Annotated in this window: 25 protein-coding genes and 1 pseudogene; 14 read left to right on the top strand and 12 right to left on the bottom strand. The window is 64.2% G+C overall.

The genetic code is table 11. From position 1 onward, the window contains the following. Window positions 1–2 precede the first annotated feature (2 nt). The 4 genes from K288_RS0100395 to K288_RS0100375 form a co-directional block, all read right to left on the bottom strand. Complete coding sequence (locus K288_RS0100395; protein ID WP_027577807.1) at window positions 3–167, bottom strand: cbb3-type cytochrome c oxidase subunit 3; 165 nt, start codon at window positions 165–167, stop codon at window positions 3–5. Between the two features lie 11 nt (window positions 168–178). Next, on the bottom strand, window positions 179–913 hold the full coding sequence (gene ccoO, locus K288_RS0100390) for a cytochrome-c oxidase, cbb3-type subunit II (protein WP_027577806.1): 735 nt from the start codon (window positions 911–913) through the stop codon (window positions 179–181). Window positions 914–925: 12 nt separating this feature from the next. Continuing rightward, window positions 926–2548, bottom strand: coding sequence for a cytochrome-c oxidase, cbb3-type subunit I (ccoN, locus tag K288_RS0100385; RefSeq protein ID WP_027577805.1), 1623 nt, complete (start codon window positions 2546–2548; stop codon window positions 926–928). 419 nt (window positions 2549–2967) lie between these two features. Beyond that, window positions 2968–3678 carry a helix-turn-helix domain-containing protein gene (locus K288_RS0100375; protein ID WP_027577804.1) on the bottom strand — a complete coding sequence of 237 codons (711 nt, stop codon included), beginning with the start codon at window positions 3676–3678 and terminating at the stop codon, window positions 2968–2970. A gap of 171 nt (window positions 3679–3849) precedes the next feature. Here K288_RS0100375 and K288_RS0100370 point away from each other — a divergent pair, with 171 nt between their 5' ends. The 4 genes from K288_RS0100370 (at window position 3850) to K288_RS0100355 (ending at window position 5463) form a co-directional block, all read left to right on the top strand. After that, window positions 3850–4167: a cytochrome c gene (locus tag K288_RS0100370; protein WP_027577803.1), complete on the top strand. Its 318-nt coding sequence runs from the start codon at window positions 3850–3852 to the stop codon at window positions 4165–4167. 94 nt (window positions 4168–4261) lie between these two features. Beyond that, the gene (locus K288_RS0100365) at window positions 4262–4534 is read left to right on the top strand and encodes a hypothetical protein (protein WP_027577802.1); all 273 of its coding nucleotides are present in this window, start codon (window positions 4262–4264) and stop codon (window positions 4532–4534) included. A 4-nt stretch (window positions 4535–4538) separates the two neighbouring features. Continuing rightward, entirely contained in the window at window positions 4539–5015 is a 477-nt protein-coding gene (locus tag K288_RS0100360) for a hypothetical protein (RefSeq protein WP_027577801.1), read from the top strand. 37 nt (window positions 5016–5052) lie between these two features. Continuing rightward, entirely contained in the window at window positions 5053–5463 is a 411-nt protein-coding gene (locus tag K288_RS0100355; RefSeq protein ID WP_027577800.1) for a hypothetical protein, read from the top strand. 169 nt (window positions 5464–5632) lie between these two features. Here K288_RS0100355 and K288_RS0100350 read toward each other — a convergent pair whose 3' ends face one another. Then, the gene (locus tag K288_RS0100350; RefSeq protein WP_027577799.1) at window positions 5633–8341 is read right to left on the bottom strand and encodes a bifunctional acetate--CoA ligase family protein/GNAT family N-acetyltransferase; all 2709 of its coding nucleotides are present in this window, start codon (window positions 8339–8341) and stop codon (window positions 5633–5635) included. A gap of 236 nt (window positions 8342–8577) precedes the next feature. Between K288_RS0100350 and K288_RS0100345 the strand changes: the two genes are divergently transcribed. After that, complete coding sequence (locus tag K288_RS0100345; RefSeq protein ID WP_027577798.1) at window positions 8578–9303, top strand: CBS domain-containing protein; 726 nt, start codon at window positions 8578–8580, stop codon at window positions 9301–9303. A gap of 124 nt (window positions 9304–9427) precedes the next feature. Here K288_RS0100345 and K288_RS0100340 read toward each other — a convergent pair whose 3' ends face one another. After that, window positions 9428–9865 carry a CBS domain-containing protein gene (locus tag K288_RS0100340; RefSeq protein ID WP_027577797.1) on the bottom strand — a complete coding sequence of 146 codons (438 nt, stop codon included), beginning with the start codon at window positions 9863–9865 and terminating at the stop codon, window positions 9428–9430. A gap of 198 nt (window positions 9866–10063) precedes the next feature. Between K288_RS0100340 and fixL the strand changes: the two genes are divergently transcribed. The 4 genes from fixL (at window position 10064) to K288_RS0100320 (ending at window position 13589) form a co-directional block, all read left to right on the top strand. Further along, window positions 10064–11593: a sensor protein FixL gene (fixL, locus tag K288_RS0100335; protein ID WP_027577796.1), complete on the top strand. Its 1530-nt coding sequence runs from the start codon at window positions 10064–10066 to the stop codon at window positions 11591–11593. Continuing rightward, window positions 11583–12200, top strand: coding sequence for a response regulator FixJ (gene fixJ, locus K288_RS0100330; protein ID WP_027577795.1), 618 nt, complete (start codon window positions 11583–11585; stop codon window positions 12198–12200). Before fixL ends, fixJ begins: the two co-directional genes overlap by 11 nt. A gap of 87 nt (window positions 12201–12287) precedes the next feature. Then, on the top strand, window positions 12288–12689 hold the full coding sequence (locus K288_RS0100325) for a response regulator (protein WP_027577794.1): 402 nt from the start codon (window positions 12288–12290) through the stop codon (window positions 12687–12689). 207 nt (window positions 12690–12896) lie between these two features. After that, window positions 12897–13589, top strand: coding sequence for a helix-turn-helix domain-containing protein (locus K288_RS0100320; protein ID WP_027577793.1), 693 nt, complete (start codon window positions 12897–12899; stop codon window positions 13587–13589). Between the two features lie 113 nt (window positions 13590–13702). Here K288_RS0100320 and K288_RS0100315 read toward each other — a convergent pair whose 3' ends face one another. Both K288_RS0100315 and K288_RS0100310 read right to left on the bottom strand, forming a co-directional pair. Next, window positions 13703–14923, bottom strand: a complete 1221-nt coding sequence (locus tag K288_RS0100315) for a cytochrome P450 (RefSeq protein ID WP_027577792.1) — start codon at window positions 14921–14923, stop codon at window positions 13703–13705. A gap of 68 nt (window positions 14924–14991) precedes the next feature. Further along, on the bottom strand, window positions 14992–15201 hold the full coding sequence (locus K288_RS0100310) for a ferredoxin (RefSeq protein WP_027577791.1): 210 nt from the start codon (window positions 15199–15201) through the stop codon (window positions 14992–14994). Between the two features lie 174 nt (window positions 15202–15375). Between K288_RS0100310 and K288_RS0100300 the strand changes: the two genes are divergently transcribed. Beyond that, window positions 15376–16011 (top strand): TetR/AcrR family transcriptional regulator, encoded by a 636-nt coding sequence (locus K288_RS0100300; protein WP_027577790.1) that lies wholly within the window; start codon window positions 15376–15378, stop codon window positions 16009–16011. Between the two features lie 145 nt (window positions 16012–16156). On the opposite strand, the gene K288_RS0100295 is transcribed toward K288_RS0100300, so the two are convergent. Next, entirely contained in the window at window positions 16157–17182 is a 1026-nt protein-coding gene (locus K288_RS0100295; protein WP_027577789.1) for a histone deacetylase family protein, read from the bottom strand. A gap of 225 nt (window positions 17183–17407) precedes the next feature. Here K288_RS0100295 and K288_RS0100290 point away from each other — a divergent pair, with 225 nt between their 5' ends. From K288_RS0100290 to K288_RS0100280, 3 genes are read left to right on the top strand one after another with little or no spacing between them, the layout of a single operon-like run. Then, window positions 17408–18379, top strand: coding sequence for an ABC transporter permease (locus tag K288_RS0100290; protein WP_027577788.1), 972 nt, complete (start codon window positions 17408–17410; stop codon window positions 18377–18379). After that, window positions 18376–19215 carry an ABC transporter permease gene (locus K288_RS0100285; RefSeq protein ID WP_027577787.1) on the top strand — a complete coding sequence of 280 codons (840 nt, stop codon included), beginning with the start codon at window positions 18376–18378 and terminating at the stop codon, window positions 19213–19215. Before K288_RS0100290 ends, K288_RS0100285 begins: the two co-directional genes overlap by 4 nt. Before the next feature lie 2 nt (window positions 19216–19217). Then, window positions 19218–20861 carry an ABC transporter ATP-binding protein gene (locus K288_RS0100280; RefSeq protein ID WP_043159012.1) on the top strand — a complete coding sequence of 548 codons (1644 nt, stop codon included), beginning with the start codon at window positions 19218–19220 and terminating at the stop codon, window positions 20859–20861. On the opposite strand, the gene K288_RS0100275 is transcribed toward K288_RS0100280, so the two are convergent. Continuing rightward, on the bottom strand, window positions 20846–22339 hold the full coding sequence (locus K288_RS0100275; protein ID WP_027577785.1) for an NAD(P)/FAD-dependent oxidoreductase: 1494 nt from the start codon (window positions 22337–22339) through the stop codon (window positions 20846–20848). The two genes, K288_RS0100280 and K288_RS0100275, sit on opposite strands and share 16 nt — an antisense overlap. Before the next feature lie 117 nt (window positions 22340–22456). Next, window positions 22457–22906 carry a cupin domain-containing protein gene (locus tag K288_RS0100270; RefSeq protein WP_027577784.1) on the bottom strand — a complete coding sequence of 150 codons (450 nt, stop codon included), beginning with the start codon at window positions 22904–22906 and terminating at the stop codon, window positions 22457–22459. 254 nt (window positions 22907–23160) lie between these two features. On the opposite strand from K288_RS0100270, the pseudogene K288_RS44130 reads away from it, so the two are divergent. After that, a pseudogene (locus K288_RS44130) lies at window positions 23161–24163 on the top strand (AraC family transcriptional regulator). An 18-nt stretch (window positions 24164–24181) separates the two neighbouring features. Here K288_RS44130 and K288_RS0100260 read toward each other — a convergent pair. After that, window positions 24182–24394, bottom strand: a complete 213-nt coding sequence (locus tag K288_RS0100260) for a hypothetical protein (protein ID WP_027577783.1) — start codon at window positions 24392–24394, stop codon at window positions 24182–24184.

Raw genomic sequence — 24394 nt, 5'->3', positions numbered from 1 at the left:
TCTCACTCCTCCCGCAGCGGTATCCGCGATGCCTCATCGAAGGCGGCCTGGTTGCGGGGCCAGAGCGCATAGATCACGATCGCGACGAACAGGCCGACGAAGATCGGCGTCCATACGCTCGTCACGAGGTGCGACGCCAGATTGTGAACCGTCAGAATTGCTTTCATCGTCCCGTCTCTCAGCGAAGATTGGCTTTTTCGTTGTAGAGCTTGAAGTCGACCAGCGTGCCGAGCATCTGCAGGTAGGCGACCAGCGCATCCATCTCTGTCGGCGCCCCGCCCTTGCCGTCGAAATTGCGGACCACCGCCTTCGGATAGCGCTTTGCAAACGCATCGGTGCCGGCATTGTCGGGATCGGCCTGCGCCTTCAGGTCGGCAACCGCGTTGGCGATCTGATCATCGCTGTAGGGCACGCCGACAGCATGGTTGGTGCGCAGGTGATCCGCTATCGTCGAGGTGTCGATTTCGGTCTTCGCGAGGAAGGGATAGCCCGGCATCACCGACTGCGGCACGATCGCGCGCGGATTGGTCAGGTGGGTGACGTGCCACTCGTCCGAATATTTGGCGCCAACCCGCGCCAGGTCCGGCCCGGTCCGCTTGGAGCCCCACTGGAACGGATGGTCGTACATGCTCTCGGCGGCGAGCGAGAAGTGGCCGTAGCGCTCGACCTCGTCACGCAGTGGCCGGATCATCTGCGAGTGGCAGAGATAGCAGCCTTCGCGCACATAGATGTTGCGGCCGGCAAGCTCAAGCGGCGTGTACGGCCTGACGCCGTCGACCACCTCGATCGTGCTCTTGAGGTAGAACAGCGGCGTGATCTCGACCAGGCCGCCGATCGCGATCACCACCAGGATGCCCGCGATCAGGATGATCGAGTTCTTTTCGAAGATTTGGTGGCGGGTCCAGAAGGACATCTTTGACGCTCCTTATTCCGCCGGCTGCAGCGCGAGCGGCGTGGTGACTTCGACCTCGCCTACCCGCACCGTCATCCAGAGGTTATAGGCCATGATCAGCGCGCCGATCAGGAACAGCGCGCCGCCGGCGGCGCGGATGATGTAGAACGGATGCATCGCCTCCACGGTCTCGATGAAGGAATATTCGAGAAAGCCGAGCGAGGTGTAGGCGCGCCACATCAGGCCCTGCAGGATTCCAGAGACCCACATCGCGGAGATGTAGAGCACGATGCCGATGGTCGAGATCCAGAAGTGCCAGTTGACGAGCTTCAGGCTGTACAATTGCTTGCGGCCCCACAGCCACGGCACCAGACAATACAGCGCGCCGAAGGAGACGAAGCCGACCCAGCCCAGCGCACCGGAGTGAACATGGCCGATGGTCCAGTCGGTGTAGTGGCTCAGCGAGTTCACCACCTTGATCGACATCATCGGGCCTTCGAAGGTCGACATGCCGTAGAACGCGACCGAGACCACCAGCATGCGCAGCACCGGATCGGTGCGCAGCTTGTCCCACGCGCCCGACAGCGTCATCAGGCCGTTGATCATGCCTCCCCAGGACGGCATCCAGAGCATGATCGAGAACGTCATGCCGAGCGTCTGCGCCCAGTCCGGCAGCGCCGTGTAGTGCAGATGGTGCGGACCGGCCCAGATATAGAGGAAGATCAGCGCCCAGAAGTGGATGATCGACAGCCGGTAGGAATAGATCGGCCGCTCCGCCCGCTTCGGGATGAAGTAGTACATGATGGCGAGGAAGCCGGCGGTCAGGAAGAAGCCGACAGCGTTGTGGCCGTACCACCACTGGAACATCGCATCCTGCACGCCGCCCCAGGCGATGTAGGACTTCGAGCCGAACACCGACACCGGAAGCGCCGGGTTGTTGCCGAGGTGAAGAACCGCGATGGTGACGATGAAGGCGAGATAGAACCAGTTGGCGACGAAGATGTGCGGCTCCTTGCGCTTGATCACCGTCGCCAGGAACACCAGGAGATAGACGACCCAGACGATCGTCAGCCACAGGTCGGAGTACCACTCAGGCTCCGCATATTCCTTGGACTGCGTCACGCCGAGGAGATAGCCGGTGCCCGCGACCAGGATGAAGAAGTTGTAGCCGAGCACGACGAACCATGGCGCCAGATCGCCGGCGAGCCGTGCCCGGCACGTCCTCTGCACCACATAGAAGGAGGTCGCGACCAGCACGTTGCCGCCAAAAGCGAAGATCACCGCCGAGGTGTGCAGCGGACGAAGCCGGCCAAAGCTGGTCCAGGGCAGATCGAAATTGAGCCAGGGCCAGGCGAGCTGGCAGGCGATCAGGAGCCCGACGGTAAATCCGGCAATGCCCCAGAACATCGCCATGACCGAAGCGAACTTGATCGGGCCGAGATTGTAGTTCGGCTTGCCGTTGATCTCCTGCGGCGGCAGCTCCGCCGGGCGATCGAAATAGCGGTTGACGATGGCGAAGGCGGCCGCGGCGCTGGCCGCCGCGGCGAGCGAAGCATGGAAGGCAAACGGCGCATCCAACGCCTTGGCCGCGGCGAAGGCGCAGACGAAAGCCGCCACCGTGAAGAATAGCGTCAACCCGGCTTCGCCGTGGGTCATCCATTTCGTGGATTGAACTTGCTGCATGTTTGATTCTCTTTGCAGGGGCGCCTGCCCCATCAGCCCAGCTTTGGCCGCCGCGTCCTTGATCGAGATCAACCGCGATCAGCCGCCTCCTCGCTGATGCGCTTTGGCACCAGCTCCTGAGCTCTTTCGCGACTGCTGACCGATCAGAACGGACGATGCTTGCGCGTTTCCGGCGCCGGCTGCCGCACACCCGGCGCGTGGACGCTCGCCCAAGCGAGTACCGCGGCGAAAACCACGAAAACTGAAACGACGGCTGCGGAAACCAAGATCGAGTCGACGGGCATAGCGACCTCCAATGAAAGCTCGCTCGAATATCGTCGTTCGCGGAGACTCGTCTTTGACTTCGATCAAAAATGGGAGAGCAGAGAAGCCCGGCTGTGAGGCGACAGAATTCAAGCCGCGGACAGCGCCTCGGCGCGTGCCGCATCGAGCAGGCTGATGCCGCCCGTAACAATACGGATGATGCCGTCGCGTTCGAGCTTGGTGAAGGTGCGGCTTACCGTTTCGATGGTAAGACCCAGGTAGTCCGCGATATCGAGCCGGCTCATCGGCAACGGCAGCACGTCCCCTGCACGCGCGACTTCGGCGAGCCGGTCGCGCCAGCCGATCAGGAAACTCGCAACCTTCTCTTCGGCGGAACGGCGTCCGAGCAGAACCATATGCTCCTGCGCCCGGATCAGTTCGCGGCCCGCGAGCTCGTTGATACGGCGCAGGAAGCGCGGCCGGTTCTCGGTGAATCGTGAGAAGCTTGCCCTCGAGAACTGGCAAAGCAATGCCGCGCCGACCGCATCGGCGGAGAATTCATGCTGCGCCGATCCGGCAAGTCCAAGGAAATCGCCGGGCAAGGCAAAGCCGATGATCTGCCGGCGGCCATCCGGCAACAGCTTATAGAGACGCAGGACGCCTTCGAGCACGCTGAAGAACGACGTCGCCATGGTCGCCTGCGCAAATACCGTCGTGCCGGGTTCGCACTGGACATGGCGTGACAGGTTCGCCAGCTCCCATAGCTCGGTCTTGTCGAGCGCGGCGCAGATCGCAAAGCCGCGTACCGCGCAATCGGTACAGGTTTGCCGATGAGAACCTTCCAAGAGAGAAACCTTCACGCGCCGCTCCGAATGACCGCCGGCGGACGTTCTTATGCCGCCGGCGGATTGGCGCAGTCTAGCGTGCGCACCGCGGGGGTGTTGATGCAGATCAATCGCCGGCAGCCTTGCGAAGCTATTTTGAATCGTCGCTCCGCCCATCGCGGAGCTTTCTTGATAGATGGGGCCGTAATGCTGCAGTCCGCCGTACGCCAGGTTTTCATTGCGATCATGCTGACGACATCGGCGCTCGCCGCCTCGCCCGCCGAGCAGCGCGGCCGGACGTTCGCGCTCAACAATTGTGCCCGCTGCCACTCCATCGACAAGGTCACCAAGAGCCCGCTCAAGATCGCGCCGCCCTTCCGAACCCTGCACAAGCGCTATCCCGTCGAGACGCTCGCCGAGGCGTTTGCGGAAGGCATCCAGACCGGACATCCGACAATGCCGGAGTTTCGGCTTGATCCGGACCAGATCCACGACCTGCTGGCCTACCTCAAGACGCTGGAATAGCGCGATGACGCCTCGCCCGCGAGGTTGACGCAAATCAACCACGGCATGGCGAGGGCCGGTAACAGTTCTTGATCATGCAACAGGGATGAACGCGATGTTCAACACGACCCATCTGAGCGACGAGCTGCAAGCCCTGAAGATCGATGTGTCGCGCCTCCTCAACACGACCGGTGAAGGCATACGCGACACCGCCAGCGCCAGCGCCGACGCCTTCGCCACGCGCATCAAGGAAGCGCTGGAGGAATTGAGCGAGGTCCTGAGCGGCGAAGAAACTCAGGTCCGGCAGCTGATTTCGGAACGGCCGATTACCTCGCTCGCCTCCGCCTTTGCGCTGGGCGTGGTCGTTGGCTTCGTCATGCGGAGATAGCAAGGTGAACACCGAAAATATCGCCAGGCAGCTGCGCGTCCTCTGGCGCACCGACAGGATCATCGCCGAGATCCGCCTGCGCCACCTCCTGATCGGCCTCGGCCTGCGGGCCTTCGCGGGCCTGATCGCGGCGTTCGGACTTCTGATGTTCGAACTGTCGGCCTATTTCGCGCTGGTCCAGATCTGGAGCGCGGTCGCGGCCGCGGCGATCCTCGGCGCCGCCAATTTCGCCATCGCGGCGATCCTGTTTGCCCTCGCTCTCCGGCCGCCGTCCGGCCGCGAGCTCGATCTCGCCACCGAGATCCACGGCGCTTCCGTCGATGCGCTCCAGGTCGAGGCGCGCGGGCTGCAATCGCAGGTCTCCGGGCTGGTGCAGAATCCCCTGAACGGAATCCTGCCGATGCTGGTGCCGTTGATCGGCATCATCATCAGGAGCCTGAAGAAACCCGCGGCAGCGCCCGCCGCGAAGGACCACGCCTGACGCGGCACGCCGCGCTGATCGAACCGAGTAGAGCAAGATGACCACCGCACCGCAAAAGCCGATCCTCAACACCTCCCTGCCGCCGCAGTTTCGCAAGATCCGCCTCGAGCTCGCGCGCGAGCCCGGCCATCCCGAAGGCGATGCCGGCGCCGGCTATGTGATGGTCGCGCCGCTCGACGACGACCACAGGATCGACCAGAAACTGTGGCGCGCCAACCGCGAGGCGTGCCGCGTGGTCCGCCTCCGACCCGACGAGGAATATATCCTCGGCCACCTCGTCCATCACCAGGGTGGCGGCTGGGTCCTGCACTATGACGGGGCGCCCGGCACGCCGGACGAGATCGGATTCCACTTCAGGGACGAGCACTTCGTTGCCGGCGAATATGTCTCGATCGGCGAAGGCGACAAGATGCACACCTATCGCGTCACGATGGTGTCGCGGCTTTGATCACTCCGTAGCCCGGGTGGAGCGCCAGCGTAACCCGGGACCACTCGCAATCGCTGAAACGGATGCCCCGAGTTACGCGTTCCGCTCCACCCGGGCTACGAGCTAGCCACACGTTCACTTCACCTCTCCCGCAAGCGGAAGAGGGAGAACCAGCACCGCCTCGCTCCACTCACAGCGCCAGCTTGACGTTGCAGATGCCGTGCTCGGCAGGATCGGCCTTCACCTCGAAGCCGAGCTTCCGGCACATGTCCAGCATCACGATGTTCTCGGTCAGCACCTCGCCGGAAATCGCCTTCAACCCTTCCGACTTCGCATATTCGATCAGGAGCTGCATCAGCGCCCAGCCGAGGCCCTTGCCCTTCAGGTCGGTGCGCAGCAGGATCGCATACTCGCCGCTTTCATAGATCGAGTCGGAATGAATCCGCACCACGCCCAGGATTTCCTGGGTGCTTTCGTCCACCGCCACGAAGGCCATCGCACGCGCATAGTCGAGCTGGGTGAGCCGGGCGATGAACTCGTGAGTGAATTCCTTGATTGGCGCGAAGAACCGCAGCCGCAGGTCCTCAGCCGTGACGTGCCGCAGCAATTCGTGGATCTGCGGCTCGTCTTCCGGGCGGATCGGCCGCGCGAAGATACGCCGCCCGTCGATCAAGTGTCCATCGCGATCCTCAAGGTGCCGCTGCCATCGTGACGGATAGGGCCTGACCGCGAAGTTGCTGAGCCCTTTACCTGCGAACTTGCGCGGCACGATGCCCACCGCGACGCGCGCGTCGACCACCAGTACGCCGGCCTCGTCCGCGAGCAGCGGATTGATGTCGAGCTCCCTGATCTCGGGAAGATCCGCCGCCATCTGCGCGAGCTTGACCAGCACGGTCGCCACTGCATCCGGCTTCACTGCCGGCACGTCGCGATAGGCGCGCAGCAGCCGCGACACCCGCGTGCGCTCGATCAAGTCGTGCGCCAGCCGCATATCGAGCGGCGGCAACGCCAAGGCCTTGTCGTTGATGATCTCGACCGCGACGCCGCCGCGGCCGAACACGACCACGGTGCCGAAGGTCGGATCGTCGGCGAGGCCGAGAATGAGCTCGCGCACCTTCGGCCGCACGATCATCGCCTGCACGATGACGCCGGAAACCCGCGCGTCCGGCCGCAGCGCCTTGGCGCGGCCCAGGATCTCGGCGGTCGCCGTGCGCACGGCGTCTGATGAGGTCAGGTTGAGCACGACGCCCCCGACGTCCGACTTGTGCACGATGTCGCGCGACATGATCTTCAGCGCCACCGTCATGCCCTGCGCGAACAGGGTGCTGGCATGCTTGACCGCCTCTTCCGCATCGGCGGCAAGATAGGTCTCGACCATCGGGATGTCGTAGGCCTCGAACAGTTCCTTGATCTCGATCGGATTGAGCCACTGGCGCCTGTCTGAGATCACGGTGGTGACGATCTTGCGCGCCGTCGCGGCGTCAGGCGTGAAGCTTTCCGGCATTGCCGGCGGCACCTGCGTCAGTTCCGCCACGACCTCGCGGTGCCGCACCAGATGCATGAAGCCGCGCACCGCATCGTCCTCGGTGATGTAGTTCGGAATCCTGTTGCTGCTGAAGAGGTCGCTGATCGCCCCACTGGCGCCGACCCACACCGCGAGCACCGGCTTGGCTGCCCTGCCCCGCTTCTTGCGGTGATCGGTGACGACCTTGGTCACGTCCGAAGCAATCTCGTCGGGCGCTGCGATCGCAGTCTGCACATTCATGACCAGGACCGCGTCGTTGCCGGGATCGGCGAGCAGCGCTTCGAGTGCGACGGCGTAACGCGAAGCCCCGGCATCGCCGACGATGTCGACAGGGTTCGAGCCTGACCAGGTGGAAGGCAGCGCTGCATCGAGCTGCGCGTGAATCTGTGGCGTGATCGTCGCTGGAATTCCGCCGAGCTCGACCAGCCGGTCGATCGCGAGCACGCCGAGGCCGCCGCCATTGGTGAGCAGCGCAAGCCGCTTGCCGGGCGGCGAAGGCACGCGCGCCAGCGTTTCGGCGCAGTCGAACAATTCGCGCAGGTCGGAGACCCTGAGCATGCCGGCGCGGCGGAACGCGGCATCATAGACCGCGTCCGAGCCGGCGAGCGCGCCAGTATGGGTGGCGGCCGCTTTCGCGCCTTGCGCCATGCGGCCGGACTTGACCACGACGACCGGCTTGATCCTCGCTGCGGCGCGCGCCGCCGACATGAACTTGCGCGCGTCCTTGATCGACTCGACGTAGAGCAGGATGGCGTGCGTTGCGCCGTCGAGTGCGAAATAATCCAGGAGATCGGCGATGTCGACGTCGAGCTGGTCGCCGATCGAAACGATGCCGGAAAATCCGACCACGCGTTGCGCGGCCCAGTCCACCATGCCGGCCGCGATCGCGCCCGATTGAGAGATCAGCGCGAGGTTGCCGGGCGCCGGCAGATGCGTGGAGAAGCTGGCATTGAGACCGACGCTGGGCGCCATGATGCCGATGCAGTTCGGGCCGATCAGCCGCATGCGATGCTTTCGCGCTGCCTGTTCGGTGGCCTCCGCGAGCGACCCCGGTCCGTGGCCCAAGCCGGCGGTGATGATCACAGCGCCGATCGCGCCGCGCTGTCCGGCATCGTCTACGATCCCGGGCACGGCGGCAGCCGGCGCGGTGATCACGACGAGCTCAGGCACGAAAGGCAACTCGGCAATACTGGGGACCGTCACGACCCCGGCAATCTCAGCATGGCGCGAATTGACGACGCCGAACTGGCCCTTGAACTTGCCGCCGGAAATATTTTGCGCGATCGCGCGGCCGACCGAGCCCTCGCGCAGGCTGGCTCCGACGAGCGCGACCGAGCGGGGCGACAGCAGGTGATTCAATCTGTAAGTGGACATGTTCTGCTTCCGGACCTTCGGCTGGCACTGGCCGTATCGAGATTACGACGCGATGGCGCTCCGATGCGACACCGTAACCAGCCATGGTGGCCGGCCCATGACGAATAGTTCCTGTTCCGGGGCCGGCCTTGCGCTTGCTCAATTCGGCCGCGGCGAACGCGTTGACCTGCCTCAAACACCGCACCTACAGTGTGGCTAGGCTGCGACTATCAACCGCATCAAACTGGAACAAACCCATGCGCGCCCATCAGATCATGACCCGCCCGGTCATTTCAGTCACGCCGGAAACAACCATCGTCGATGCAGCCAACCTGATGCTGCAGCGGCACATCAGCGGATTGCCGGTCGTCGCCGCCGGCAAGCTGGTCGGCGTCATCTCGGAAGGCGACTTCCTACGCCGCGGCGAGATCGGAACCCAGCGCAAATACGGCCGGTTCCTGAAATTCCTGCTCGGCCCCGGCCCGGCCGCGACCGAGTTCGTTCGCGAGCAAGGCCGCAGGGTCGCCGAGATCATGACCTCCGACCCGATCACGGTCACCGAAGAGACGCCGGTCGAGACCATCGTCGAGCTGATGGAGAAGCATCACATCAAGCGCCTGCCGGTCGTTCGCGGTGACGAACTCGTCGGCATCGTGTCGCGGTCCAACCTGCTGCAGGCGGTGGCAAGCCTTGCCCGCGACATCCCCGATCCGACCGCCGACGACGACCACATCCGTGACCGCATCATCAATGCGCTGGAGAAGGCGGATTGGTGCCCGTTCGGTCTCAGCGTGGTCGTCCGCGACGGCATCGTGCATCTCAGCGGCGTCATCACCGACGAGCGCAGCCGCCAGGCCATCGTCGTCGCCGCCGAGAACGTCGCCGGCGTGAAGAAAGTCCACGACCATCTCTGCTGGGTCGAGCCGATGTCCGGCTTCTATCTGCCTTCGCCCGACGACAGGGAGTGGGCGAAGACGGGCTGACAACTCGCCCGGTACTCACCTCGCCTGCTTGCGGGGAGAGGTCGACATTCACTTCACCCTCTCGCCGCAACAGCGGGGAGAGGGTGAAGTGCCGTCATCGCACTGAATGCAATTGAGCTAGCGCTCAGTTTCGGTGGTCTGCCGCGGCAGCGCAGTCGCGCAGGGCGCGCATCACGTCTTCGCGAGAAATGATGCCGGCGAGCCGTTCGCCCTCGAGCACCGGAATGCTTCGCAGCCGGTGATTGATCATCAATTCGAGTACGCGGGTCAACCGCGTCTCCGGCACCACGTAGATGAATTCCGACGTCATCACGTCGGCCGTCGTCTTCTGCATCAGATCCTCATAGCGCGGAAGGATGCGCGCCGGCGTGAAGACGAAGCAGGACAAGAGATCGAATTTGGAAACCATGCCTACCACCTGCGCCCCGTCGACGACGGGATAGGTGTTGAAATCCTCCTTCTCGAATCGTTCGCACAATTTGGCCATCGTCATATCGCGCGAAACCGTCTTCGGCTCGCGCGTCATGTAATCGGCGGCGGTCAGCTCGAGAAATTTGTACAAGGCGAGTCCTCTGTCAGGTCTCTCATTTAAGCCAGCCGCCTCGCTGGCATATTGACCGAGGTCAATCACCGAAGCTGCTGCGCCTCACGGCGACTGCGGAACGAGGTCCCCTCCCCTGAGCAGGACTGGCCAATCGGACCATAATCTGTCAGACCACTGTCGAAACCGCCCCGCCGCGGCGAAGAACCGGAAAAGCGTTTGACTGGACTAGACCCCTCCCCCTCCGATGACCGCGCCCCTGATCGGCGCTTTCGGCTAGGTGCCGAGGGAGCCGGGATCGGCGGCTGGGATATCGATCTGTCGACCAGGGCGCTCACCTGGTCGACCACGGCGCGAAGGCTGTTCGGCGTTCCCGACGATGCGCCGATCAGCTACGAGCTCTTCCTCTCGCTGCTCGAGCCCGACGACCGCGAGCGTACCGAACAGGCGATTTCACGCGCGATCGAAAGCGGTGAAGCCTTCGACTTCGCCTACCGGCTGAGCCGGAGTGACGGCGGCAACCGTTGGGTGCGACTCCGTGGCAGTCTGACGCGGGACAAGACGTCCGCGCATCTTTCCGGCATCGTGCTCGACATCGATGAGGAAAAGCAGCATGAGGAAGCCCTTCGGACGCGCGAAGGGCACCTGCAGTCGATCCTGGAGACGATCCCCGACGCGATGATCGTCATCGATGGCAGTGGCATCATGCAGTTCTTCTCGAGCGCTGCGGAACGGCAGTTCGGCTATACCGAGCAGGAGGCCATCGGGCAGAACGTCAGCATCTTGATGCCGGAGCCCGACCGCTCGCGCCACGACGGCTACATGACGCGTTACCTCATCACCGGCGAACGCCACATCATCGGCATCGGCCGCATCGTCACCGGCCAGCGCAGGGACGGCACCACCTTCCCGATGCATCTGTCGATCGGCGAGATGCAGTCCGGCGGCGTGCCCTACTTCACCGGCTTCGTCCGCGACCTCACCGAGCACCAGCAGACCCAGGCGCGGCTGCAGGAATTGCAGTCGGAGCTCGTCCACGTCTCGCGCCTCAGCGCGATGGGCGAGATGGCGTCCGCGCTCGCGCACGAGCTCAACCAGCCGCTTGCCGCCATCAGCAATTACATGAAGGGCTCGCGCCGCCTGCTTGCCGCGAGCGATGACCCGAACCGCGCCAAGATCGAGAACGCGCTGGATCGCGCCGCCGAACAGGCGATACGCGCCGGGCAGATCATCCGCCGGCTGCGCGACTTCGTCGCCCGCGGCGAATCCGAAAAGCGCGTCGAGCGGCTCTCGAAGATGGTCGAGGAAGCCGGCGCGCTGGGGCTTGCCGGCGCGCGCGAGCAGGACGTGCGGATCCGTTTCAACCTCGATCCGCGATACGACCTGGTGCTGGTCGACCGCGTCCAGGTGCAGCAGGTGCTGGTCAATCTGTTCCGCAATGCGCTGGAGGCGATGGCGCAGTCCGAGCGGCGTGAGCTGATCGCCTCGAACCGGCCGGTCGATGAGGACATGATCGAAGTATCGGTGTTCGACACCGGTCATGGATTTCCTGAAGACGTGGAGAAAAACCTGTTCCAGACCTTCTTCACCACCAAGGAAACCGGCATGGGCGTCGGGCTGTCGATCAGCCGCTCGATCATCGAGGCGCATGGCGGGCGGATGTGGGCCGAGTCCAATCACGCGGGCGGTGCGACCTTCCGTTTCACGCTGCCGGCGGTACCGAACGAGAGTTTGACAGATGGCACGTAGGGGAAATGTCTACGTCATCGACGATGACGACGCGATGCGCGATTCGCTGCAATTCCTGCTTGATTCGGCCGACTTCGACGTCCGCCTGTTCGAGTCGGCGCAAGCCTTCCTGGACGCGCTTCCCACCGTCGAGTTCGGCTGCGTGGTATCGGATATCCGCATGCCCGGCATCGACGGCATCGAACTGCTGAAGCGCGTCAAGGAAAGTCGCGGCGCCTTTCCGGTCATCATCATGACCGGCCATGGCGATGTCCCTCTCGCCGTCGAAGCGATGAGGCTCGGCGCGGTCGATTTCATGGAAAAGCCATTCGAGGACGACCGGCTGATCGCGATGATCGACGTCGCGCTCCGCCAGGCCGAGGCCGGCGCCCGCGACGAGGCCGCGGCCCAGGATGTCGCCAGTCGCATCGCCTCGCTGAGCCCGCGCGAGCGGCAGGTCATGGACGGACTGGTGGCCGGGCTTTCCAACAAGATGATCGCCCGCGACTACAACATCAGCCCCCGCACCATCGAGGTTTACCGGGCCAATGTGATGACCAAGATGCAGGCAAGCAGCCTTTCCGAGCTGGTCCGCCTGGCCATGCGGGCCGGGGCGCTCAAGGATTGAGCTGAATCAAGCCGGCCGGCATCGACAGGCTTATAAATGTGGGTTGATGGACCGGATGGCCGGCCCGGAAGGCGGATAAAAGCCGTGATGCCCGCACCCACCAGACCTCCCCTTGTCTACGTCGTGGACGACGATACCGACGTGCTCGGCTCGCTGCGTTTCCTCCTGGAAACCGACGGCTTCTATGTCCGCACCTTCCGCAGCGCCGAGGCGCTGCTGAACGCCATGACCATGGGCGGCGCCGACTGTTTCGTGATCGACTACAAGATGCCGAACATGAGCGGCATCGACCTCGCCGGGATGCTGCGCCAGCGCCACATCGACACCCCTATCATTATGATCACCGGCTATCCCGACGCGACCATTCCGGCCAAGGCTGCGGCCGCCGGCATCCGTCATGTGCTGCATAAGCCGCATGTCGAGGACAGCCTGTCCACCCGCATCTGGGACGTGATCAAGGCGGACCGATCGACCTCGCCTGCCCCTTAGCCTCGTAGCCCGGGTGGAGCGCAGCGTAACCCGGGACACCTCCATCCACGTCCATCAGCGTCCCCGGGTTACGCTGCGCTTCACCCGGGCTACAATCACGCCACCTCCGTAATCCTACTTAAGGGCTCGCCCTTAAGGCATGGAGCGAAATTTCCGAGGTCGTTTGTTCCGCGTACCAAAAGCCATCCGCTGCATAGGAGATGGCTCATGCTCACCCAGTCGCCCGCCGCCGCTTCCCTCAACATCAATCGGCCTGTGCCGGGCGGCCCTGCGCCTTCCGAGCCATTTTGCGGCCTTGCCGGACATGCCGGCTTGATCGCCACCGAATTCACCTACCGGAAGGACGAGGAGATCTACGGCGAGGACGAGCCGGCCGAATACGTCTACCAGGTGATCCGCGGCGCGGTGCGCACCTACAAGCTGCTTGCCGACGGGCGCCGCCAGATCGGCGCGTTCCACCTGCCCGGCGATGTCTTCGGGCTCGAGTCCGGCGCCAAGCACCGGCTGGCGGCGGAAGCCATCATCGACACGACCGTGCGCCTGGTGAAGCGCCGCAGCCTGGAACAGGCGGCCGGCACCGATGTCCAGGTCGCCCACAAGCTCTGGACCATGACCGCTGGTGATCTCAAGCACGCCGAAGAACATATGCTGCTGCTCGGCCGCAAGAGCGCCATGGAACGGGTCGCCAATTTCCTCCTGGAGATGGATCGCCGCCTTGCGGTCGCCGGCATGATGGCGCTGCCGATGTGCCGCCGCGACATCGGCGATTACCTCGGATTGACGCTGGAGACGGTGTCCCGCGCGCTGTCGCAACTCAACGACGAAGGCGTGCTCGGCTTCTCCGGCGCCCGCCAGATCGTGCTGCGCAACCGCCAGCGCCTGCGCAACATGGACGTCTGATCCGGCGCAGGTCCGTAGCCCGGGTGAAGCGAAGCGCAACCCGGGACACCTGCATCAACGTCTACGAACGTCCCCGGGTTACGCTTCGCTTCACCCGGGCTACGGCACTGCGACTAGCCCGCCCCACCGAACAAAAGCGGCAGCGCGCGCGGGCCGCGGACGGTGCCTTCCGACCATGCCACCTTGCCGGCCGGATCGAGCCGGAAGTCGGGAATCCGCTTCAGCCATTCCTCGATCGCGACCGTCATTTCCATGCGCGCGAGGTTCGAGCCGACGCAGCGATGGATGCCGAGGCCGAAGGCAGCGTGGCGGTTCTCCTTGCGGTCGATCACCACCTTGTCGGCGTCGTAGAACATCGCGGGGTCGCGGTTGGCGGCGGGGAACGACAACAGCACCATGTTGCCCGGCTTGATCGGGCAGCCGCTGATGGTGGTTTCCTTCACCACCTCGCGCGCCATCGTGACCGGCGAATAGGCGCGCAGGAACTCCTCGATCGCGGTCGGCATCAATTCCGGCTCGGCGGTTAGCCGCGCGCGGTCCGCCGGCGTTTTCGAAAGATGCCACAGCGAGGAGCCGATCGCGCTCCAGGTGGTATCGATGCCTGCGATCAGGAGCAGCCGCAGCGAGCCGAGCACATGGGCGTCCGACAGCGGCTTGCCGTCCTTGTCGCGCGCATTCATCAACGTCGTGATCAGATCGTCGGTCGGCTTGTCCTTGCGCGCGGCGACGTGACCGGCGAAATAGGCAGTCATCTCGTGGAGCGCGCCCATCAAGATTTCCTCATTCTTGATGCCGAGCTCGAGGATCTCGTGGATCCACTTGATGAAGAGGTCGCTGTCCTTCTCGGGGATCCCGAGCATGTGGGCGATGGCGCGCACGGGGATGTGCTTCGTGTAGCGCGCGGCGGCGTCGCATTTCCCGTCCTCGATGAATTCGTCGATCAGTTCGTTGCAGATCGCCCTCACCCGCGGCTCCAGCTTCTTCATCGCATCGGGCGTGAATGGCGGCAGCAGCAATTGCTTGGCCGGCTTGTGCTCGGGCGGATCGGAGGTGATCGGCGGCGACGGCTGGGTGATCTCCGGCCGCACATCGCGCACAATGACGCGCCGGGACGAGAAATGTTCGGTGTCGTAGGCGATCTGCTTCACCGCCTCATAGGTGGTGGGCATGTAGCAACCGAGGAAGCGGTCGGTGTGAACCACCGGCGATGCTGCGCGCAACTGCTCCCAGATCGGAAACGGATTCTCGGTCCAGGTCGGATCGGTATGGTCGAAATCGCGGATCCAGTCGGTGACCGGCGGGTGTTCGGGCATCATGCTGACGGAATCGGACATCGGCAGTTTCCTTCCGCTGTGTTCGTTCAGATCGAGTGTGGATGAAGGCGGCGGCTCGACTGCACGCCTCACTCCTCGATGACTTCGATCGCGAATTCCGGGCAGTTGGTCTGGGCGAGATAGGCCTTGTCTTCGAGGCCCTCAGGCACACGGCCCTCGCCGTGCTCATGGGCATTGCCGTATTCGTCGAGATCGAACAGTTCGGGCGCGAGCGCCTTGCAGCGCGCGTGTCCCTGACACCTGTCCTGGTCGACGTGAATCTTCAGCTTTCCGGACATGCGGGCGCTTCCCTCTGCCGCGCGCAGCATCGATGCGCTGGGCTCGATGCGCGGACTGGCGTTCCTCGGCTTCTCGGCGGACGCAACTTGCTTCGGCCGCGTCTCACATTAGAGCTATTACATTCGCGGTCCGGTTGTGCTGTCAAGCAAAAAGTTATAGCCTATCACATTAAGATGGGAACACGCCTCGCTCGCAAGCCGCAAAACGCCTATCACCATGGCGACCTCCGCGACGCCCTGGTGCGCGCTGCGCTGCAAGAAGCGGAACTCGGCGGCCCCGAGGCCATCAACATCAGCGCACTTGCCAAGAAACTCCGCGTCTCGCAGCCCGCTCCGTACCGGCATTTCGCCGATCGCGACGCGCTTCTGTCGGCCGTCGCGGCGGAAGCCTTTCGCCAGTTCAACACGACGCTGCGCGACGCGATCGACGAACCATCGAAGCGGACAAAAATCTCACGCTTCGCGCAAGCCGCCCTCGCCTTCGGCCAGCGCCGCCACGGCATCTACCGCCTGATGTTCGCCTCGCGCGTGATGGCCTGCTCGCCAAAGGACAGCGAGCTGCACAGTGCCGCCATGGAGACGTTCGGCCTGCTCTTGGAAGCATTGGAGTCGCCCGCCATCGGCCTCCTGCGGGAGCGCCACGCGCTGCAGATCTGGGCCGCGCTGCACGGCGTCATCATGCTCGCCGAGCAGGGTCTGCTCACCGGCCAGCTCGCCGAAACCACGCGCGAAGACCTGCTCGACGACATGGTCGCCCAGATCAAGCTGAGCCTGTCCCTCGCGATCAAGGCGGCGGAGCAAGGCCGCTAATTTTCGCCGTCATTGCGAGAGCCGCGTACTCGGACATATCCCCTCGGCAGCGTCGGATGGGTAGAGCGCAGCGAAACCCATCATTCGCGCCGCTTGCTCCATCGCGATGGGTTTCGCTGCGCTCTACCCATCCTACGAATCCCCCTCACCGCGCCGCTTCAAACCCGCCGAGCACCGCGGTCAAATTGGCGCCGAGGATATCGGAGAGATAGCCGCCCTCCTGCACGAACACGGTCGGCAGGCCGATCCGCGCGATCGCGGCGCCGATGCGGCGGAATCCTTCCGTGGTGACGGCAAGGCCCGCCAGCGGATCGTGTTCCGAGGCATCGAGGCCGAGGGCGACGACGAGTGCGCCGGGCGCGAAAGCTTCGATCGTCCTCTGCGCCGTTGCAAGCGCCTTGAGGTAGCCGTCGTCGCCGGTGCCGATCGGCAGCGGAATGTTGAGATTGGTGCCGAGCCCGGGCCCCGCGCCGCGCTCGTGCGCGTAGCCCCAGACAAACGGATAGAACGAGGCCGGATCCGCATGGATCGACACCGTCAGCACGTCCGGCCGCTCGTAGAAGATGCCCTGCGTGCCATTGCCATGATGGACATCGACGTCGAGGATCGCGACTCGCTCATGCGTCAGCCGCAGATGCGCGGCCGCAACCGCGCTGTTGTTGAGGAAGCAGAAGCCGCCGGCGATATCGCGATAGGCGTGATGACCGGGCGGACGGCACAGCGCGTAGACGGCGTCCTCGCCCTCCATCACCATCTGCGCCGCGGTCGCGGCGACATCGGTCGCAGCACAAGCGGCGGCCCAGGTGCCCGGCCCGATCGGACAGCCGGTATCGGCAGTATGCCAGCCGAGCCGGCCGACGATATGGGTCGGATAGGTGGCGGCGTTACGCACCGGGTGGATGTTGGCGATCATCTCGGAGCCGGAATCGCCGAGCGCCGACCAGGCGTCCCAGGCTTCCGCGAGAAAGTTGAGGTATTCGGCGCTGTGCACCCGCGCCCGCGGCCCTTGCCCGAATACGGTCGGCTCGATCAGTTGATGCTTGCCCGCCTTCAACCCTGCCAGCAGCCGGTCAGCGCGCTCGGGTTGCTCGGTGGTGCGCTTGACGACGCCGCGGACCAGGAAGAATTGCGGATCATGGCTGCGATGCAGTTCGGTATAGACGGCCTTCACGAGGAGGCTCCCATCATTGGCGACAGGAACATCCCTTGCATAGAACCGGTGGAATCGCAAAGCGGCCCGGTTGCGAAAGGGATGCCCATGCTGCTGTTCATTCCTTAAGCGCCGACTGCCGAGAGTTTAACCTTGCCCCTCCAGGTCAGACCCGTTGAATCGCCAGCGATGACCGCCTCCCTGGCCCACGGCTGTGTCATCTCCCGAACGAGCTGAAAGGTTCCGATGCTCGCATTCATCACGCAACGAATTATGAAGGCGATCGTCGTGCTGCTCGCGATCGTCGTCATGAACTTCTTCCTGATCCGGCTCGCGCCCGGCGACCCCGCGATGGTGATGGCAGGCGAAGCCGGCGCCAGCGATCAGCTCTTCGTCGCGCAACTCCGCGAAAAATTCGGACTCGATCAGCCATTGCCCGTGCAGCTCTATCGCTATGTAAAGGGCATCGCCACCCTCGACCTCGGTTTCTCGTTCCGCCAGCAGGCACCGGTATCGCAATTGATCCTCGAGCGATTGCCGGCGACGCTGCTGCTGACCGGCACGGCGTTTGCGATCTCGCTGCTATCAGGCGTGCTGTTCGGAACATTGGCGGCGCGCCGGGCGGGCACCTGGGCCGATACCGCGATCACGGTATTGGCGCTGATCTTCTACGCCACGCCACTGTTCTGGGTGGCGCTGATGGCGATCCTCTTGTTCTCGGTGGCGATGGATTGGCTACCGAGCTTCGGCTACGAGACGGTCGGCGCCAACTACACTGGCTTCGCTCATGTGCTCGACGTCGGCGCGCATCTGATCCTGCCGGCGATGACGATCGGCCTGTTCTTCATGGCGACCTACACCCGCATGACGCGCGCCTCGATGCTGGAAGTGAAGCGGCTCGATTTCGTCAAGACCGCGCGCGCCAAGGGCCTGCGCGACGCGGTGATCCAGCGCCGCCACGTATTGCGCAACGCGCTGCTGCCGGTGGTGACGCTGGCGGGCCTGCAGGCGGGCACGCTGGTCGGCGGCGCCGTGTTGACCGAGACCGTGTTCGCCTGGCCCGGCATCGGCCGGCTGATGTACGACGCGCTGCTGCAGCGCGACTACAACCTCCTGCTCGGTGTCTTCGTCGTCTGCTCGGCGATGGTGCTGGCGTTCAACCTGATCACCGACCTGATCTACCGCTCGGTCGATCCGCGCATCGAGGTTGCGGCATGAAGCGGTTCTGGAAGCTATTGCTGCGCAATCCCGGCGGATTGATCGGCTCGATCATTCTGCTGATTGCGATTGCGGTCGCGCTGTTCGGGCCGATGATCTTCCCGAATTCGCCCTGGCGCATGGTGCAGCGGCCGTTCCTGCCGCCGTTCACGATGTCAGGCCTGCCGCTCGGCACCGACGCACTCGGCCGCGACGTGTTCGCCGGCATCATCTATGGCGCGCGCGTCTCGCTGTTGGTCGGATTGGTCTCGACGCTCGCGGCGCTTGCCGTCGGCATTCCCGTCGGCGCCCTCGCCGGCTATTTCGGCGGCCGGATCGGCGATGCCCTGATGCGTTTCACCGAGTTCTTCCAGACCGTGCCGAGCTTCGCGCTCGCGATCGTGCTGGTGGCGATCATGCAGCCATCGATCATTTCAATCGTGCTGGCGATCGCGATCGTGAGCTGGCCGCCGGTGGCGCGGCTGGTGCGCGGCGAAGTGCTGTCGCTGCGCACGCGCGAATATGTCCAGGCCGCGATCGTCACCGGACAGAGCCATAGCTGGATCATCTGGCGCGAGATCCTTCCCAACGCGCTCTCGCCGGTCATCGTGCTGGCTTCGCTGATGGTGGCGACCGCAATCCTGCTGGAGTCCTCGCTCTCCTTCCTCGGCCTCGGCGATCCCAATCTGATGTCATGGGGCTACATGGTCGGCGCCGGCCGCACAGTGATCCGGCAGGCCTGGTGGATCACGGTGTTTCCGGGCATCGCCATCCTGGTTTCGGTGCTGGCGCTGAACCTGATCGGCGAAGGCCTCAACGATGCGCTCAATCCGCGCCTCAACAAGGATGGGCGCTGAGCATGTCCAAGAGCAAAGCCGTCGTCGTCATCAAGGACCTCAAGCTCGCGCTGCCGCCCGGCGCCGACCGCGACTACGCCGTCGACGGCGTGTCGTTCAACCTTGTCCCCGGCGAGATCCTCTGCGTGGTCGGCGAGTCCGGCTCCGGCAAGTCGATGTGCGCCCACGCCTTGATGGGCCTGCTTCCCGACACGATCGGCCGCGAGGCCGGCGAGATCCTGTTCGAGGGGCAGAACCTGCTGCGGCTCGACGAAGACGAATGGCTCGGCCTGCGCGGCCGTCACATCGCCATGGTGTTCCAGGAGCCGATGACGGCGCTCAATCCGTTGATGCGGATCGGCGACCAGATCGCCGAGATGTTCGAGGCGCACAATCTGCTGACGCCGAAGGAGCGCCGGCAGAAGGCGCTCAATCTGTTGCGCGAGGTCGGCCTGCCCGACCCCGAGCGCACGGTGCGTGCCTATCCGCACCAATTGTCCGGCGGCCAGCGCCAGCGCGCAATGATAGCGATGGCGCTTGCGCTCGAGCCGGCGGTGCTGGTCGCGGACGAACCGACCACCGCGCTCGACGTCACCACGCAGGCGCAGATCCTGAAACTGATCCGCGATCTGCAGCGCCGCCGCAACATGGCGGTGATGTTCATCACCCACGATTTCGGCGTCGTCGCTGATATCGCCGACCGCGTGGTCGTGCTTCAGCACGGCAAGGTGGTCGAACAGGGCTCGGCCGATGCCGTGCTGCAGCGTCCACAACATCTCTATACGCGCGCCCTGCTCGCCGCCGTCCCCTCGATGGAGCCGCCGCAGCGTGCTCCGCTTGTCGACCGTCCCAAGGCGGTCGAGGTGATCGGCCTCGACCAGACCTATGTTTCCGGCGGCGGCTGGTTCCAGCCGGAGCGCCGCGTGCAGGCGGCCAAGGCCGTCAACTTCAACATCCTGCAGGGCGAGACGCTCGGCCTCGTCGGCGAGTCCGGTTCGGGAAAATCCTCGGTCGCGCGCCTCGTCATGCGCCTGATCGAGCCGGACCAGGGCACGGTCCGCCTCGGCGATACCGACTTCACCGCGATCGGCGGCAAGGAGCTGCGCAAGGAGCGCAGCCGCATCCAGATGATCTTCCAGGATCCGTTTGCCTCGCTCAATCCGCGCCGCAAGGTCGGCAACATCATCGCGGACGGGCCGATCGCGCATGGTACCGATCCTGATGTGGCGCGGCAGCGCGCCCGCGACCTGCTCGGGATGGTCGGCCTCAACGCCAATGCGATGGACCGTTTTCCGCACGAATTCTCCGGCGGCCAGCGCCAGCGCATCGGGATCGCCCGCGCGCTGGCGCTCGAGCCGGATATCTTGGTCGCGGACGAAGCGGTCTCCGCGCTCGACGTCTCGGTGCAGGCACAGGTCCTCAATCTGCTCGAAGACCTCAAGGCGCGGCTTGGACTATCGATGCTGTTCATCACCCACGATCTGCGCGTCGCCGCGCAAATCTGTGACCGCATCGCGGTGATGCAGCGTGGCGAGATCGTCGAGCTCAGGCCTGCAGCGGCGCTGTTCGCGGCGCCCGAACATCCCTACACGCGCGAGCTGCTTGCCGCCGTGCCCGGCCGGACCTCGCCGAGCGAGGAGTCTGGCCGTCCTTACGCCACCGCGTGATAGTGCGGCGCTGAAGCAAGGAATCGCGCATAGGCATCGGCATCGGGCGGCGTGAACTTTTCGACGAGCGGATTGCGCCGGCGGATAGTCGTGCCGATATCCGCCAGCAGTTCGTCGAAGTGGCGGTAATGATACGGCGCAACGCAAAGTCCACCATAGACGCCCGCCGCCGGCCGTTCGACACGTTTGAAGTGAAGCATCATCGCGATGTTCTCCTTCATCTTGGCAGCGGTCGGCTGCCGCGCAAGCTGGCCGTCGGCGTACCGCACCAGCCAATTGGCGGCCAGTTCAGCGCAAAGCACCGTGCAGAAGCTGGAATTGAATCCGACGAATCCCATGTCCGGCAAATCCGGGTTGGCGATCAGGCGATAGAGCCGATACTGCCCGTCGGGCTCGACCAGTTCGCTGCGGTAGTTCTCCGGCAGGAACGGAACGCCGACTTTGTAGCCGATCGCAAGCACCACCACATCCGCCGCTACGCGCTCGCCCCCGCTCATCACGATGCTGTCGCCATCATAATGATCAAAGGTGCCGCGGATCGCCTTGATGCGGCCGTCCGCCACCATCGGATAGAAGCCGGGAGTTGCAATCGGCACCGAACAGTTGACGCCGTCCTCGATCGGCTGCTTCGGCACCATGTCGCATTGCTTGAGCTTGAGCTGCACCTTCAAGAGGCTCTCCAGCCCGCGCCAGTTCGCCCAGACCAGCGGCTTGGCCAATGTGTGCGCGAGCCGCGACAGCGGGCCGATGCCCCAGCCCGGAAACATCTCCTCCTGCGCGCGGATGTAGAGGATGCGCTTGAAGTTGACCAAGCCGCCGACGAAATACGGAATGCGCCACACCGGCTCGCGATAGACGATGGTAACTTCTGCAGCGCCCGAGTTGACGGCGTTGACGGCAATGTCGGTCGCCGATTTCGAGCCGCCGAGCACCACCACTCTGCGCCCCCTGGCCATTGCCGCATCGTTATATTGCGAGGAATGCAGGATCTTGCCGCCCTGCCCCTTGAACGCGTCCTCGCCGGGAAGACTGAGGGTTTGCGGCTCGTTGAACTGGCCGGTGCAGACGGCGACGAAATCAAAATCCTCATGGTTTGCGCTGCCGTCACCGGTGCGAAGCGTGAGCGTCCAGCCCGCCTTGCCATCGGCGCGGCGATCCATCGCCACGACGCTGGTGTTGAAGCGCACGGCATCGTCGAGCCCATGCTCGTGCGCATAGTCGCGCAAGTAAGCGTAGACCTGCGGTCCCTTCGGCCATTCCGGATACGAGTCCGGCATCGCCTTGTCGGTGTAGCGATAGAGATCCTTCGGGCTCTGGGTCTGGACCTCGGGATAGGACCGCGCCGGCTCCCACACGCCACCGAGATCGCCGCTGCGCTCGACGATGATCACCCTGTGTCCGCGTTCGGAAAACGCCTTGGCTGCGGCAAGCCCGGAAACGCCGGCGCCGATGATGCAAACATGCTTCTGCCTGACCATGTGGATGCTCCGGAGAATCAACAACCTGTGGGAGTGTACGCGTACGTTGTCGTCATCGCCGGACACGATCCCGGCAATCGCACTGCTTCCGATGCCGGACCCGCTACCGGGGCAAGGTCAGTCGTTGGCTTCCGGCGGCAGGAAATTCACTTCGTGCTCGGCGGAAATGCGGACCACTTCTGCGGGGTCCTGCAGATTGTGCAGCTTGTCGAACAGCGCCTCCAGCTTCTGCATCGGCGAGACCCAGAACAGCGCGCGCGCCGGCTTGTCCGACTTGTTGAAATAGCCGTGGGGGATGCCGCGCGGCATGCGCACGAGGTCGCCGGCCTCGGCTTTCACCCAGACGCCGTCGAGCTTGAGGTCGAGCGTGCCCTCCTGCACCAGGATGAACTCGTCCTGGGTCGGATGGATGTGCACCGGCACGAACTGGCCGGGATCGCTGTTGGTTTCGAATGCGAAGGTCGAGTCCGTGACCGCCTTGGGAAAATAGACCTGCCCCAGGATATTCCAGGTCTTGCCGCCGTAGCCCGTGCCGCTCCGCGTAATGCCTTTCTCGAGCGCACCCATTCCGCCACCTCCATGTCTGGACTGCACCGCATGCGTCAGGCTGTCGTGAGAGCGACGGCTTGTCTAGCCGATAAACGAATCCCGCTGCCGCCAGGCGTATGTTGCGCTGCAGGAGGAGTTGTCGCTGCCCAAGCGCTCAGCAAAGGCCCGCATAGCGATCGGGCAGGCTGCGCGCCGAAACCGCGTTTCCCCGCGCCGAGAGATGGATTAGGCTTCCGATATTTTAAACCTCAAGCAACTCGGCGGTGGTTGCGATGAACGCAGGTGCCTTGGCCAACACCCGGCTTGCGGATTTCGCCCGCGTCTCGACCGCCAGTGTCGATGACGCCGCAGAGGCGATCGGACGGATTTTTTGTCCGCATGAACTGAAGCCGACCGGCCACTCGGAGAACGATTTCAGCGCCCAGCACAATTGCGCAGCCTTCGACGGATTTTCGGTGAACTATGTCGCCTACGGCGGATCGGTCTCGATCGACCCCGGCTGCCTTGACCGGTTTTTCCTGCTGCAGATTCCGCTGCATGGTTGCGCGGAGATACGGACCGCGGCGCGCGCAGTGACGACTGCGCCGGGTGCCGCGGCATCGCTGCTGTCGCCGACTGTGCCGACGCAGATGACATGGCGACAGGATTGCGCACAACTCATCCTGCTGCTCGATCGCAAGCTGGTGGAACATCGCGCGGCCGCTCGCGGGAACGTCGGCGAGAGCGGTGGAGTTCGATCCGTCGGTCGACCTCACCGCACGGTTTGGACATGCGCTTCAGGCACGAATCTGCGATCTCGTCGATCTCGCCGAGCGCCTTGGTCCGACAAAGCGCCTGTCGCCCCTGGCGGCAGCCGATTGGCGGGAACGATTGCTCAGTGCGCTACTCAACGGACAGCATCATAGCCTCAGCCGGACCATCGCCATCTTCGAGGGCCGTATCGAGACGCAGCCGACAACGCTGAAGCGGGCGCGCGCCTGGCTCGAGGCCCAGGCTGATGAGCCGCTCGATCTCGTGCAGCTTGCCGACGCCGCCGGCGTCGGCATTCGCACATTGCAGCTCGGGTTCCGCCGTCATTTCGGGACGACCATCTCGGCGATGCTGCAGGACATCCGGCTCGCCCGGCTCAATGCCCGACTGAAGGCGGCAGGGCCGGACGAGCGCGTCGTCGACATCGCCTTCGATCTCGGCTTCACCCATCTGAGCCGGATGGCAAGTGCCTATCGCGCAAAGTTCGGCGAGAGTCCTTCGGCGACCTTGCGGCGCCTGAGCTGACCTCAACCGAGCGAATGACTATGAGGGAAAATCTGCCGAGTCGATCCGGATGCGGTCAGCGTGCAGCGACCAGTCACATAGCGCCTGCGCCTCGCAGAATTTCTGCTTGGCCATTTCCGCGGCTTGACCTTCGTTCGAGGCATTAACTTCCAGCGAACTCTGGCAAACCTCCCGTTCGCGACCATTGTCACCCAGTACGTCCTTCATGAAGCTAACGACAAATCGTGACAT

It is taken from the genome of Bradyrhizobium sp. Ai1a-2 (genome assembly GCF_000426245.1).
GTDB lineage: Bacteria > Pseudomonadota > Alphaproteobacteria > Rhizobiales > Xanthobacteraceae > Bradyrhizobium.
Note: the sequence above shows the minus strand (reverse complement) of the source record. Positions and strands in the feature narration are given on the sequence as shown.

Bases quoted from the DNA above. Each gene is read 5' to 3' on its own strand.
- ccoN (WP_027577805.1), bottom strand. From the start codon at position 2,548: ATGACCCACGGCGAAGCCGGGTTGACGCTATTCTTCACGGTGGCGGCT.
- K288_RS0100395 (WP_027577807.1), bottom strand. From the start codon at position 167: ATGAAAGCAATTCTGACGGTTCACAATCTGGCGTCGCACCTCGTGACG.
- K288_RS0100275 (WP_027577785.1), bottom strand. From the start codon at position 22,339: ATGGTCAGGCAGAAGCATGTTTGCATCATCGGCGCCGGCGTTTCCGGG.
- K288_RS0100345 (WP_027577798.1), top strand. From the start codon at position 8,578: ATGCGCGCCCATCAGATCATGACCCGCCCGGTCATTTCAGTCACGCCG.
- K288_RS0100280 (WP_043159012.1), top strand. From the start codon at position 19,218: ATGTCCAAGAGCAAAGCCGTCGTCGTCATCAAGGACCTCAAGCTCGCG.
- K288_RS0100300 (WP_027577790.1), top strand. From the start codon at position 15,376: ATGGGAACACGCCTCGCTCGCAAGCCGCAAAACGCCTATCACCATGGC.
- fixJ (WP_027577795.1), top strand. From the start codon at position 11,583: ATGGCACGTAGGGGAAATGTCTACGTCATCGACGATGACGACGCGATG.
- K288_RS0100270 (WP_027577784.1), bottom strand. From the start codon at position 22,906: ATGGGTGCGCTCGAGAAAGGCATTACGCGGAGCGGCACGGGCTACGGC.
- K288_RS0100355 (WP_027577800.1), top strand. From the start codon at position 5,053: ATGACCACCGCACCGCAAAAGCCGATCCTCAACACCTCCCTGCCGCCG.
- K288_RS0100260 (WP_027577783.1), bottom strand. From the start codon at position 24,394: ATGTCACGATTTGTCGTTAGCTTCATGAAGGACGTACTGGGTGACAAT.
- K288_RS0100285 (WP_027577787.1), top strand. From the start codon at position 18,376: ATGAAGCGGTTCTGGAAGCTATTGCTGCGCAATCCCGGCGGATTGATC.
- K288_RS0100325 (WP_027577794.1), top strand. From the start codon at position 12,288: ATGCCCGCACCCACCAGACCTCCCCTTGTCTACGTCGTGGACGACGAT.
- K288_RS0100370 (WP_027577803.1), top strand. From the start codon at position 3,850: ATGCTGCAGTCCGCCGTACGCCAGGTTTTCATTGCGATCATGCTGACG.
- K288_RS0100320 (WP_027577793.1), top strand. From the start codon at position 12,897: ATGCTCACCCAGTCGCCCGCCGCCGCTTCCCTCAACATCAATCGGCCT.
- ccoO (WP_027577806.1), bottom strand. From the start codon at position 913: ATGTCCTTCTGGACCCGCCACCAAATCTTCGAAAAGAACTCGATCATC.
- K288_RS0100290 (WP_027577788.1), top strand. From the start codon at position 17,408: ATGCTCGCATTCATCACGCAACGAATTATGAAGGCGATCGTCGTGCTG.
- K288_RS0100310 (WP_027577791.1), bottom strand. From the start codon at position 15,201: ATGTCCGGAAAGCTGAAGATTCACGTCGACCAGGACAGGTGTCAGGGA.
- K288_RS0100315 (WP_027577792.1), bottom strand. From the start codon at position 14,923: ATGTCCGATTCCGTCAGCATGATGCCCGAACACCCGCCGGTCACCGAC.
- K288_RS0100350 (WP_027577799.1), bottom strand. From the start codon at position 8,341: ATGTCCACTTACAGATTGAATCACCTGCTGTCGCCCCGCTCGGTCGCG.
- K288_RS0100365 (WP_027577802.1), top strand. From the start codon at position 4,262: ATGTTCAACACGACCCATCTGAGCGACGAGCTGCAAGCCCTGAAGATC.